The organism is Paenibacillus sp. CF384 (assembly GCF_900106745.1).
Lineage (GTDB): Bacteria > Bacillota > Bacilli > Paenibacillales > Paenibacillaceae > Paenibacillus_Z.
This window is the reverse complement of record NZ_FNNV01000008.1, coordinates 160,600-174,240: the sequence shown is the minus strand read 5'-3', so window position 1 is coordinate 174,240 and position 13,641 is coordinate 160,600. Positions and strand designations below refer to the sequence as shown.

Sequence of the window (13,641 nt, the reverse complement as noted above, 5' to 3'; positions counted from 1 at the left end):
AGCATATTTACAATTTGTTCCTTGGAAATCAAATGTACATGAAGGAAAATAGATCCAATTTGTCGAAATATGACATTCGTATATTTCGAATATGAAATTGTACAAAACAACCAACAGGAGGAACACAAGATGAAACGCATCAACTTGAAGTCAGCAACTATCGGATTTATTGCAGGAGCAGTATTTTTCTCTGGGGTTTCGTTCGCTGCCACAACATCAACAATCCAAGTATCGTTTGATAAAGTTAATTTCTGGATTAATGGAGTCAATAAGACTGTGCCAAGCGGAAGTTACAATAATAACGGAACTGAGGTTCCAGCTTCGTTTATGTATAAAGGAACGAACTACCTCCCAATGAGGATGGTCGCTGAAATGCTAGGTAAAGAAGTTACTTGGGACGGTAAGACTACTTCCGTATTCGTTGGTAGTACAAAGGGCGATGGCGTATACTTGTCTGACCTTAACCCAAAAATCAGCAAAAACGCAAACTCTGTCCAAGTGAATAAAAAGATGTTATTAGGTGGACAAGTTTATACAAATGGCATTTCGATTTCAGAATACGCTGTTACTGACATAGAATATGCACTGGACTCCAAATATAAAAAGTTTAGTGGTCTTGTAGGTCTAGGTGAGGGAATCAAATACGACAATTATTCCAACGCAAGAGTTGTTACAATTATAGGTGACGGTAATGAGCTTGCAAGTTACACCTTATTGGTAGGATCAAAACCACAAGAAGTCAACGTTGATGTGACTGGCGTGTTGAGCCTAAAAATAAGTATCAAAGACCCAGAAGACCATTACGACACTATATACAGCACAGTCGATATCGTTAACCCATTTTTATTAAAGTAATTATGAAACGTCCTACTAAGTAGGGCGTTTTTTTTCTTCCTTTTGAACGAGGCCACTGAAGAACGTGCGAGGGATCACCTGTCACTCGGCTCGACAATGACGTGTAAGGAATACAACACATTCGCTACTTTCTATTCTCAAATGACGGATGACGTGTACAAAGTACATTTCATAAGTCTCTTTCAAGTGAATATAGCTGCTTATCCGTATTTCTATTGCAGTTTATACACGTTAAGTCTCTTTTTTCTCGGAAAGCATCGGGTTATCGTGTAGTTTGTACAACTCAAGGAGGATGCCAGAAAACAATTCTATATAAACCCCTGGCTCTGACAAGAAAATTGAAAGTCTCTGCCTTCTTCAGTAATGATGGGGCGCTAACCTCCTTGATCAATCTAACGAATCGTAGAAGGCATATTGGGGTAAAAAAAGCCCTATATGTCTCGAAATCAGCTAAATAGGACCTCCACGATTCGTTAGATTTTATTGAAGGGCATTTTCACATAAATAAGGCTCCTACGATTAGTTAGCGCGTACAATAATAAAAACCCTCCATCAGCTCAACTGATGGAGGGTTTACCGGTTTCTTCGATGTTGGAATCTAGCTCAGTTAAGTACAATACGATCTTTCATCTTCACATGATAACACCCGATCTTAATGCAAGGCTGCGGCGAAGACGTGAGTTTACCCACAAGCGCCAGCTCATTATCCCCTTCTTTGAGCCATGAGCGCCAGACATAGAATCTGCGTTGATAGCCTCCAGGATAATATTTGCCGATTAACTCGCCATTTACATAAATCAAAGTGAAATCTTGCACGCCCTCCAGCTCGATGTACATCGGATGAACCAAATCCGCCCATTCTGTATAGGCAAACTGACTTCTCGATATAATCAGGGAACCTTCCTGCCTAGCTATCAAGCCTTTCAAGCTGCCCTGCTCATATGTACCGAGCTCACCCTCAATCGCAGCTTGAATGCCTGATGCTAACGGAGTGAAGTTCGCTTCCCCTTCGATTGCGGTTTTGTAGAAGGAAACGCTGGCAGGCTGAAGGACACCACCGCCTCTTGGCCCCATTAGACAACGAAGCAGGATTTGGTTGGATTCTCCGAATTGAATCAACGAGGTAATATCCCAGTATTTCGGGCTATTCTCGAAGCCCCAGTTGCTCCACCCTTGCCAGATCGCAGCAAGGTGTTTGCCATTCACATAAAGAGCGTAGATTAAATCAGCATCTCGAACTTCAAGCAGCACCCGACTTCCGGCATACTTGGCATCCGCATAAAACTGGGTTCGGTTTAGCACTTCTCCCGAGCCCGTGTAGTCGATATTGGCATCTTTGATCAGAACGCCTTCCGAGCCGAATTCGAATGAGGACCAATTCCCCGTCTCCTTACCGAGCCCCCCGATATCGATGCCGATTGCCTGCGCATAGCCATTATCGTGATAGGAGAGCAGCAGATCCTTGTCCTCGAACATCGCATCCTTCTCTTCCTTGGTGAACAACATCTTCTGTTGCCAGCTCACCAGCTCTTCGTAGTGAAGGGCACCAACATACAAAGGCAGCATCATGCCGCTCAAAGCCGGATCAAGAGCCATATCTTTGTCATGTCCCGTGGAGTAGCAGCGCAGCATCAAGCTGTTTTTCCCGGCAATAAGATTATTTAACCGGAGCTTCATGGTCCGTTGTCCCGAAGCAATCCATTCCTCATTGATAAACAGATCAAAGTAATCATTCACTTCCGGGATCAATAATTGCTGCTCCTCACCATCGCTGATCCATTCACTTGTGTAGACCGCATAGCCGCAATCATTATGCCCGTTGGCCTCAAAGGAACTTCCTAGTTTGGTTTTCTTGGCTGCAGCCTCTGAGGACACAAATGACTTCTCCCAATCCTGGCATATATCCCACTTCATGATTTCGGCGGTTTCCTGAAGATCAGCAGCGATTGCATCAGGTGCCGTGTAAGTCATTTGCTTCATGGATGCATCCGCACTGCGAATCACCGTCAACGCATGGGTAACTCCAAGTTCAGCTTCCACTTGAATATGACCGTCGTCCGAATCCGACCAATCCGCATAATAGAGGTCCGAAATAAGCAAATCCCGTTTGCCGCCGACTTCTGGCCCAAACCAAGTATGCATGGCCCGCTCCCGCGAAACCATCATAATCCGGTAGGCATCCAAGCAAATCCATTGATCTTCCCGCTGAGGCGTGAACGTAATGGTTAATTCATTCGCACGCCATTCTGTCTGCACGGCTCCGGAATCAACCACATGCGGCAGGAACTCGCTGTTCCACACCAGCTTCAATTGATTCTCTTGTCCGATCTCCCCAAATACGATACAAACGCCCGCATCCCTGTAGAGAATTTCAGCCGAGGAATGCATCCATTTCAAGCCCGCATGCAGTAGAACATGCAGCGGATAAATCTTCGTTTCCATCGGCTGAAGCACGGTGAGGGTTGGAACTAAACCTAGCAACTCAGACTCCCAGGTGAACGCTTGTATTTCATCGGAAGCATTACTGAAAGCTAGCAGCTGTTTACCGCGAAGGTTCACCAACACTTCGGAAGGAACCCCTTCTACGCAAGCTTCTGAACCCGTCATGATTTCCGGCTCCTCCACCAGCAAGGATTCGAAGGAAAGCAGCTGAGCATGCGTAGTCTTATAGCGATAGTACAATTCCCCGAGCTCGCCCCACTCTTCGATGGCAGCTTCGTTATAATAGCGATTCGGGAAAAATTTAGCAGGCTGCATCCCCGGATCGGTTCCACCGGCAAACATAAAGTAGTTCAATCCTGCACAGCCGTTTATAAACGCAAGCTTCGATAAGCTTTCTAGCCATACGCGCGGTAAATGTCCCATTGTCGTGACGTCAGAGCTGAGAGCGGTGTTTAACCAGCCCGCCTCAAATTCCTGACTAAAAATCGGTTTGTCCGGATGCGTGGCCCGGTAGTTCTGAAAGTAAGCAGCGACTTCCCGTATTTGATCCGGAGCAGGTGTCGGATAGTAATCAAATGCCCCCAGCAGCCCCTCTTCGGCATAATAATCTCCGTTATTGAGCACGATTGGCACCTCGATGCCAAGCTCTTTCACGCGATTGGCGAGTTGAAACAAATACGGCTTATTCCCGAAACCGAACTCATTCTCCACTTGCCAAAGGATCACGTTTCCCCCCTCTGTAATTTGAGTGTCTTTCAACAAAGGCGTGATCGTATCCAACCAGCGATGCAAATAATCTAGAAATGCGGGGTCGCCGGTTCGCGTTCTGACGCCTTCCGCCCAAATCCAGCTTGGGAATCCCCCACCTGAGATTTCATCGCAAACATATCCGCTCGGCTTCAAGATGCCGAATAACTGATTCTGTTTCATTAACTCCACGAACTCGGCGATATCCAAGCGGCCCGAGAAGCTGAACTGCTCCTTCTCACTCTCATGTAACCCCCAAGGCACGTAGGTGCTAATACAATTCAAGAGACTGGCCTTTAATTTGCGGATGCGATCCTCCCATTCGATCGGGTCCGTTTTGAAATAAGACAATTCCCCGGAGATCACCAGTCTGCTCTTGCCATTTATCTTAAAATAAGACTCCTTGCAGCTTATTGCCGCTTCAAGCTTAGTCGTCATGATGTAGTCTCCCTATCGCTGAGTGCCTCCCGAATGCTGAGTTCTAACGGCGAGTATTCACGAGGATCATCTCGATTCAAGTTCATCCGTTCTGTTAACGGGGTAGTTCGGTTGCACATGAACCGTGGAACGCCGTTATGGTTCTGCGATGACGTATGATACAGAAACGGATGACAGAGGATCACATCGCCCGGCGAGCCGGTCGTTTCGACCACGCGCAGTTGAATACCTTGGGAATCCGTATGCAGTGTATTCATGAAGATATCTATGCGCTCTTTCGCAGAAGAAGCAGCTCTCCCGCTCGTTATGCCGGTCAATTCGGCTAAATAGGGATGCTGGAGGTTTAGCGCATCTATTGCAGCCTGTGATTCAAGTCCCTCAGGATGCTCGGCCAAGAAACGAGCGACCAGCTTATGTGAACCTTCAAGCACTAGCGTACCTCCGCCGCGGGGAGCAATGTCGGAGAATAGGCATAGACACAGCAGTCCCTGCTCCGGGCTATCTACATAATGACGGAAGTGTATGCCATCCCAATGCCACCCTTCAGTAGGAACGCTCCACTCTTTCTCTGCCCCCAGTGCAAAGTTCACCGGCCACCAGCCCCATGTCGAATGAATCTCATCCACGCCGTACACACCTTTATCTGTCCATCTGCCTATGCCGATCAACTCTTCAATCGCATTAGCCATTCTCAGCGTGTTGCAACGGTCAAATTCCGGACTTCGATAGGCTTCCTGGATGTAAATCATCGGCTCTGTCCAGGTCGATGGATCCTCTTGCAGAATCCCTCGCTCTCTCAGCTTCTCCCATAGAAATTGCTGACAGGAGCGTGCGGTTTCCGGCGCAAAAGCCTGTTCGACCTTGACCCAGCCCCGTTCCTTGAAATGCTCGATTTGCTCGAAGTTAAGCACATGATGAAGCATCCGATCCCTCCTTGGTATAAATAAGGCTAACGCTCCGAAGAGCGTCAGCCTTTGAGATGTAGATTAATTACTTCGCCGTTTTTACCCATTCATCCAGCTGCTTCTGCTTCTCTGCAATGATTTTATCGACCCCGATGGACTTCATTTTATTGATGTACTTAGGCAGGAATTCATTAGGATCAACAGTTCCGGTGAACAGAGCAGGCTCGAATTCCTTCTTCGCGTTGTTGAATGCCGCGATTTCATTCTTAACCGGTTCTGGGTTAAAGACAAATCCAAGCACGCTCGACTTCTCCGCGGATTCGTTGAACTTCAAGAAATTGTCCCATTTAGCCGGGTTCTCATTGGCCCACAGATAATCGTTAAACTGATTACCGAACATCCAAGCGCCGTTAAGCACGTAACCTGATGTTGCAGCATCTACGCCTTCCGGGAAATCGATTACGTTATCGGATTTCTTCACGAAGTGCTTACCTTCAATACCGAATGCAAGCAGGTTAACTAAGTATTTGTCGGTGTAAAGGAGATTCAGGAACATCATCGCACGATCCGGATCCTTCGAGGTTCTGGAGATCGATGTCATTGAACCCGTTGTATCTGCCGTTCTGACAATGGGCTTGGTTAACTCCACCTGTACAAATTCAACGCCGTTAGCCAAACTATCTTCCGCATCTTTACCCGGCTTCAGCTGCTGGACGTAAGAGAAAGCTTTACCCGCTTTGAGTGCTCCCGAGATATCTGCTGCTGTTGCCGCATCCTTGTTTACATAGCCGGCCTGGAACCATTTGCGTGCCAGATCCAATTCCGCTTTCACTTGAGGCGTTTCAATGCTGGACACGACTTTAAAGTCGTTGGCTCCGCGTACTACCGATCCCGGGGTGGCGTCTCCCAAATCTTCGAAATTCATGGGATTAAAGATCCAATCCACGCTTGTATCTTTATTCAAGTAGAGCGGAGTTACGCCGGCTTCTTTCTCTTTGATCATTTGGTAGATCGGTTCTAAGTCTTCGACCTTTTTAATTTGAGTGATATCGATTTTGTATTTATCCACCAAATCTTTGCGGAGCATGACACCTGCTTGGCTGGCTAGCTCTTTATTGATAGGAATGCCATAATTGCGTCCATTCACCTTCGAACCTTCAAGCAGCGCCGGGTTGATTACGGATTTCAGATCCGGTGCATTCTTATCGATCAGATCGGTCAAGTCGATAATGTTGCCTTGTTGAATCTTGGTACCGAAGTTATCCCAGTTCATCGTTTGAAGCAAGTCAAACTGCTCGCTTGATGCAAACTTCAAGTTCACTTTGTCCTGCCAGCTGCCCCAGTCGATAACATCCAACTCGAACGATGCGTTAATTTTATCCTTTAGATACTTGCTGACTTCCTCGTTGACCAATGCCAAGTCCTTCGGCACCGCTCCGCCCGGCACGACCATCTTGAGTTTGTATGGCGCCAGTTCCGGCGTGGCAGGAGCTTCATTGGTCGTGGTGGCGGTTTCATTGGTCGCCGTCGTTTCTTGCTTCGTATTAGTAGCGGCCTGCTCGTTGCTTGCACTTTGATCGTTGTTTTTTCCACAGCCTGACAACAACAGAGACGCTGAAACAATAGAGGCTACAACGAGTGGAGCTGCTTTTTTCATTTTCTTCATACAAACCCTCCTGAGTATATTTATCTATGCTAACTAGCCATGCTAGTTTTAGCCTTTTACAGCGCCTACCGTCAATCCTTTGACGAAGTACTTCTGGAAGAATGGATAGGCGAACACCATCGGCCCCGTGCCAACAATACACATGGCCATACGTACGGATTCACTCGGTAAGTTGGCGATCTCCGTAGAGCTCGGCCCCCCTGCTTGAGCGTTTGCCAGCAAGAACTGCAGGTTCATTAACACCTTGTACATCATGTACTGGAGATTGATGATGTCATCATTATTGATGAAGATCAGACTGTTGTACCAGCCGTTCCAATAACCAAGGGAGTAAAACAATCCGATTGTGGCAAAGACAGGAAGCGATAACGGGACAACAATCTGTACGAGAATGCGGCCTTCACCTGCCCCCTCCATCGTTGCGGATTCAATGATCGAGGGATGAATTGTCGTTTGAAAGAACGTTCTCATAATGATCACGTAGAAGGCGTTCATGAGCAGTCCCGGGACGATCAAGGCGAAGATAGTATCCTTTAGATGAAGGAGATTCGTGTATACCAAGTACCATGGCACCAGACCGCCGCTGAATATCATCGTGAAGAAGATAAAGAAAGAGAAGAAGCCGCGGAAGTGAAAGTCTCCCCTCGATAACGGATAAGCGAACAAGGCAGTCATAATGATGCCGGCTATGGTTCCGACAACCGTAACTAAGATCGAAATCCCGTAAGCCGTAATAATACTGTGAATATCGAACCACAAATACTCATATGCGGACAAGCTGAATTTCTCAGGTATTAATTTATAGCCGTGGAGTGCGATCGATTTCTCATCCGAGAAGGAAACGCCTACGACTAATAAGATGGGAAGAAGACACAGACAACCGTATAGGATAAAGATGATGTTTAGAATGATATTGGACTTTGTTGAGACAGCCAGTATGTCTCGCTGATTCCTTCTTACAGCCGAAGGTTCATCTTGCAAAGAATAGTTGACCGATGATGTAGTTTCCAAGCTTCTCCTCCTCCTGTTCTAAAAGAGTGCATTCTCTTTGTCTATTTTGCGTACCAGGAAATTTACACTAACGACTAGTACAAATCCGACTACCGACTGATACATGCCCGCTGCCGACGACATTCCGGTATCTCCCAATCGAATCAAAGCCCGGTAGACGTACGTATCAATGACGTTGGTTGTGGAATATAAAGCTCCCGCATCAAGCGGCAATTGATAAAACAAACCGAAATCTGCATTTAAGATATGGCCGACTGCGAGCAAGGTCAGAATGATCATCATCGGCTTGATGGAAGGCAGTGTAATGTTTCGGATTAACTGCCACTTGGTTGCACCGTCGGTTATGGCAGCCTCATAGTACTCCTTGTCGATACTGATAATGGCCGCTAAGTAAATTACGATGGAGTAGCCTACGTTCTTCCAAATGTAGACGATCGGCAAGATGAACGGCCAGTATTTCGGCTCGCTATACCACGCAATCGGTTCAATGCCGAGTGGAGCCAATAGAATTGTGTTTATGAAGCCAAACTCTTGGCTCAGCATCGAGTAACCAAGATACCCTACGACAACTGCAGACAGAAAGTAAGGGAGGAACATGATGCTCTGATACAAATTAGAGAAGAAGCGGTTGCGCAGCTCGTTCAGCAGGATAGCGAATGTTACGGCACTGACCAGGGTAAGGACGATAAATACTAGATTGTACAAGATCGTATTTCGCGTAATGACCCAGGCATCGCTTGAGTTAAACAGAAACTCGAAATTGTCGAATCCGACCCATGGGCTCTTCAAGTAACCCAGCGCGTAATTGATGCTTTTGAAAGCGACAACCGACCCTAGCATCGGAATGTAGTTGTTAATAATCAAGTAAATGACGCCTGGCAGCAACATGAGTAATAAATAGCGATTTTGATATACTTTCTTCATAAAGGATGTTTTGTATTGATTATTAATGGGTTTATTACCCATATTCAGCACCTTCTCTCTCGTTATCCCCATCTGTTACCTTTATTATAGAGTCTCGATTATAGGCTTTCTACGAAGTGGAATGACCTCATTGCCGTTATTATGACAGCAATAAAATAAACCCTCGGATGAACAATGGATCGCTCACCGAGGGTCTGTTCTTGCACTTATTTATCCAGCAATTGATATCGCTTGCGAAATTCTTGCGGATGAACGCCGACTTGTTTTTTGAAAATTTTACTAAAGTGAGAGAAGTTTTCGTATCCCATAGATTCACAGATTTCACTGATCTTTAGATCCGTTTCGATGAGCATGATCTTGGTTTGATTCATGCGAACGGTAATGATGTAGTCCATCAAGGTTTGCCCTGTTTCTTTCTTAAACAGCCTGGACAGATAGGCGGAATTCAAATGCACATGAGAGGCGATCCCTTCCCTCATCACATCCTTCAAATTCGCTTGCACGTACTGCCTGATCTTCTCGATAATGGCGGAGCTGTCCATCCGCATGACCTGCATATACTCAATTCCTGCTGTAATAACACGTGCGGCCCATTGCTGGAAGTGAGCAATGGAACGGGTAGCCGATGCATCCCCAAACCACTTCCCCGTACCCAGCATTTCCTTCACGGACCGTCCATGCTTATGCGACACTTGGTACACCATATGTAAGATGGAGTGATACAGGGCATCAATCGTTTCAGCGGCGGCACTGGCTTGGTCCTCCCGAAGCTCTGCAAGGATAGCCTCCAATCGCTTCATGAGCTCCTCTTTCTTCCCTAACTCGAACAGCACGACCCAATCCGCGCATTCAATATGGACCGGCGCTTTAATCGGTTTCGTCGACACGCTGCCCGTGCTCTCCTGCTGGAATTGGACAACTCTCGTATTCGCAATATTGCGAGCCTCTAGCTCCAGCAGCGCATGATAGCTTTCCGATAGATCGATTATCTCTGTCGGCCGTCCGATATAACAAGACAAGCTGCAATAGAACAATCGTGAACAAACGTCAATATAGTCCTGACATTTGGCATGCCATTCATCCTTATCGGCTTCTGCAGGGTTCGTCAAATAAATGAGGATGAAATGAAGGCCGTTGCGATCTTGAATGACGTCACCTGCATGGGATTGCAGAAACATCTCGGCCGCCGCATTCCGCAATGCGTACTCCATGATTTCTTCATCGCGCAGATTGAACTCCTTGCTCCACATCTCCACACTAAGCAGAATTGGCAAAATCCATGTTTTCGGGTCAAACGTGACATGATACGCAGGAAGCTGCTCCATCAAATTGTCCGCGGTCGGAATGAGGCGCTGAGCTAATATATCCTGCCAGAATCGTTCGGTCAGCAGCGGCTTCTGCTTCTCCCACAGCTTCTCATAGGTTTGGAAGCGTTCATCGAATTGCTCGACCTTCCTCAGATCTTCTACCCGCTCCTGTACCTTCACCATGACCGTTCTTAGCTGATCATAGTTAACAGGCTTCAGTAAATATTCATAGCTGCCCAGGCGAATGGCCTGTTGTGCGTAGGCGAAATCAGCATGACCGGTCAAGAAAACCGGCACGATCGACGTGCTGTGCTCTCTAACCCAGCCAACCAGATCAAGTCCATTGCTGTCAGGCATTTCAATATCGCACAGCAGCACATCGATGCTCACGGATCGAATAATCTCCATCGCTTCATCTGCGTCGCTCGCGCTGTACACCTCGCTGTAGCCTAACCCCTTCCAATCGATCCCTCGCAGCAACGCTTTAATTGCATAGACTTCATCATCTACGATAAGTAACTTATACATGCTAGAGATCCCCCTGTTCTTCATATGGTGACTGTTTGGGAATAATTAAGCGGACGACTGCCCCTTTAACGGCTCCATTCTCGAACAGAATACGGAATCCCTCACCATACTTCATCCGTAAGCGATGGTGTACATTCCAAATACCGAGATGTTTATCGCCCGAGCCCTGGCCTTCGGCATATTGACCGGCTTGGAACAGCTGCAGTTTATCAGGAGCAAAGCCTTTACCGCTATCGCTGATTCTCACTTCATAGCAATCGGCCGACTCTTCGGATTGGCTCACCGTGATCGCAATGTGAAAGATCGCTTTGCCTTTATCCATTCCGTGTATGATCGCATTCTCAACAAAGGGTTGAACGATTAAGGGAGAGATACTGTATGGCTTGAACGTGTCAGGGACTGTAATCTCAAAGGTTAACTTCTCCGGGAATCGAAGCTTCTGAATTTCCAAATAGTTCTCGATATGTCCGATCTCTTCAGCCAGCGTGATCGTATCCCGGTGGGAACGAGTAATGAAGCGGAAATAATCGCCCAAATGCTCGGTCATCTTCTGAACCAGCAAATTCTCTTCCAGCACCGAGAGGCTGAATATAATATTCAGGGAGTTTAAATAGAAGTGTGGGTTAATTTGCGCTTGCAGATGATTGAATTCCGCCCTCTGCGCGCGCAGCATTTCCTCGTATACGTTGATTTTCAAGCCTTGCATTTGCGAGGCCATCTTGTTAAACGTCTCGACCAGGAAGGAGAACTCTTTGGTGGAATGGTCAGCAAGCCTCACATCCAGGTTCCCCCGGCCGATGCTCTGCATCCCTTTGATCAGAATGTTCATGGGCCGCAGCAGGACGTTCTTCACGAATAACAAGTAGAAAGCAAGGATGATAATTAACCCGATGGGGAGCAAGAAGAGCAGGCGTTGAAAATATAACAGCTTCTGCAGCACGACTTTCTCCGGTATGAAGACGGCCAGGCTAATCGGCGCATATTGAAAAGGAAGGCCGACAAGCATATACTTGCTCCCGCTCGATGACTTCGTAAAGGAGACGTACTTCATCTCGTTGTGTTCGAGCTTCTTCACGATTTCATTCACGTTATCGGAAGAGAGGGTCGTTTCGATCAGGGAAGTGCCCGCGTTCGACATCAGCAGCAGCTCTTTCCCGCTGTTCCCGAAATTAGATTGTTTAAGCGGTTGTATTAAGTGATCAATATCGATTAATGCGCCTACATACAGCTCTCGATTGATTTCATTCGGGCTGATCGGAATGACACGAACCAAGTAATACTTACCCGACCAGGAAGTGACCGTCCAGTTCTGCGTATCCATGTCATTCGCATGCCGTTCGAAGAAGGAATACAGGACGCCGTCAAATTCCTGGGTATCTTCATAGCTCTTCTTGACACTGATCATGTCATTATTCTTCTTCGAATAAACGAAGAAGGTTTTGATTCCTTTGTAAACGCTGAGATCATCATCGAACTTGCGCAATAACCACTGTTTGGCCATAAAATAATCGCCGTTCTCCTTCGGATACAGTGTAAGCGGTATCAAATTCGTGTAGGAGAAATCGCTGCTTCCAAGGCGCAAAATATAATTGTTCGTTTCCTCCAACGTTTGATCGAGAGAGGAGACCTGCGTTTCGAGGAAATTATAATACGACTGGGATACCTCCGTACGCACGACATTCATCGCATAGAAATTATTATAGAACAGAAAAAAAATCAACGGCGTCGTTACGATAAAAAAACCGAGGATGAATTTGAAACGCAATGTTCTCTTCTGGTTCATTGGCTTACCTCTCCCTGCGTCAATCAATCGACCTCAGTCCGGTATGAACAATAAGGACAAGCGCGATGGTAATGCAAATTGTAACCCGATTCCTAAGAAAATGTCGATACTTGGATTAATCATAACGGAAAGGGCTAGTCGTAATATACGAATAGCCATGACATGATTACGGTTATTATCGCTAGTTTCGTAAACAGCGCACAGGAATAAAGCCGCTGCCCTGCTGCTTAAGGCAGCAAAACAACGGCTTCTAATTAAGCGTAAATAGGAATGTCATCCGTAAGGACCGTGCTGATGAAAGCCCAGCAGCCGTCTAAGACGAGGATTCCCTTCCGCGTAATCAATGACATCCTGCGGCATTACGTAGTTAATGAATGGCCAGAATCGCTGCGAGATCCATCTCTTCCCGTACATCATTTGCTGCACGGCGCGATCTGTATCGCTTTGATTCGTCGATCCGCGGTGCCAGGTTTGCCCGGAGAAGATCAGGCAATCGCCTTTGCGCGCGTTAATCGTCACCGGTTCTAGCCCTTTGTAGATCGGCGGATCCTGATTAGCCGGCGGATGCTGACCGCTCCGATGACTGGTCGGGATCAACTGCGTTGGCCCCATGTCTGGTGCAACATCTACCAAATAGTAGATGCACGTAATGAGATAAGTCGGCATTTGGATACGCTCATCCAGTTCCGTTCCTTCAGGCAGCGGGAAGAATAGTTCCTCATCCACATGCCACGTATCGAAGCCTTTGCCTTTCTTAGTCGTGAACGCATTCATGCAGAACATATGGCATTTCTCGCCAAGCAGCGCTTCCGCGAAGTCGACGATAGGTTCATTTTCAATCAATCGGATATACGCTTCTCCCCGCTCGAACATACGCGTACGGAATCCGTCCCCTTGCCCCGGTAAATGCGGTTCTTTCAAATATTGCAGCAACCCGGCATGCAGCTCGTCTGCCCACGCTTCCGAAATGGCCCCCCGAAATACCGTAAACCCTTGTCGATTAAACTCATCCAGATGCGATTGTAAGGTTGTCAT

Annotated in this window: 9 protein-coding genes; 1 reads left to right on the top strand and 8 read right to left on the bottom strand. The window is 46.9% G+C overall.

What is annotated here, in order from left to right; all coding sequences use genetic code 11:
• Nucleotides 1–129: 129 nt before the first annotated feature.
• Entirely contained in the window at nucleotides 130–855 is a 726-nt protein-coding gene (locus BLW29_RS15320; RefSeq protein ID WP_177186645.1) for an NPCBM/NEW2 domain-containing protein, read from the top strand.
• Nucleotides 856–1,458: 603 nt separating this feature from the next.
• On the opposite strand, the gene BLW29_RS15315 is transcribed toward BLW29_RS15320, so the two are convergent.
• The 8 genes from BLW29_RS15315 to BLW29_RS15280 all read right to left on the bottom strand — a co-directional run bounded on the left by BLW29_RS15315 (nucleotide 1,459) and on the right by BLW29_RS15280 (nucleotide 13,641).
• A complete protein-coding gene (locus tag BLW29_RS15315; RefSeq protein ID WP_090980984.1) occupies nucleotides 1,459–4,482 on the bottom strand; it encodes a beta-galactosidase in 3,024 nt (1,007 codons plus the stop codon).
• Entirely contained in the window at nucleotides 4,479–5,405 is a 927-nt protein-coding gene (locus BLW29_RS15310) for a phytanoyl-CoA dioxygenase family protein (protein ID WP_090980982.1), read from the bottom strand. The genes BLW29_RS15315 and BLW29_RS15310 overlap by 4 nt, the downstream gene beginning before the upstream one ends.
• 67 nt (nucleotides 5,406–5,472) lie before the next feature.
• Nucleotides 5,473–7,053, bottom strand: a complete 1,581-nt coding sequence (locus tag BLW29_RS15305) for an ABC transporter substrate-binding protein (RefSeq protein WP_090980981.1) — start codon at nucleotides 7,051–7,053, stop codon at nucleotides 5,473–5,475.
• A gap of 48 nt (nucleotides 7,054–7,101) precedes the next feature.
• Complete coding sequence (locus BLW29_RS15300) at nucleotides 7,102–8,064, bottom strand: carbohydrate ABC transporter permease (protein WP_256208641.1); 963 nt, start codon at nucleotides 8,062–8,064, stop codon at nucleotides 7,102–7,104.
• Nucleotides 8,065–8,082: 18 nt separating this feature from the next.
• Entirely contained in the window at nucleotides 8,083–9,030 is a 948-nt protein-coding gene (locus BLW29_RS15295; RefSeq protein ID WP_256208640.1) for an ABC transporter permease, read from the bottom strand.
• Between the two features lie 164 nt (nucleotides 9,031–9,194).
• Nucleotides 9,195–10,823, bottom strand: coding sequence for a response regulator transcription factor (locus BLW29_RS15290; RefSeq protein ID WP_177186644.1), 1,629 nt, complete (start codon nucleotides 10,821–10,823; stop codon nucleotides 9,195–9,197).
• A gap of 1 nt (nucleotide 10,824) precedes the next feature.
• A complete protein-coding gene (locus BLW29_RS15285; protein ID WP_090980977.1) occupies nucleotides 10,825–12,606 on the bottom strand; it encodes a sensor histidine kinase in 1,782 nt (593 codons plus the stop codon).
• Nucleotides 12,607–12,879: 273 nt separating this feature from the next.
• Nucleotides 12,880–13,641 carry a phytanoyl-CoA dioxygenase family protein gene (locus BLW29_RS15280; protein WP_090980975.1) on the bottom strand — a complete coding sequence of 254 codons (762 nt, stop codon included), beginning with the start codon at nucleotides 13,639–13,641 and terminating at the stop codon, nucleotides 12,880–12,882.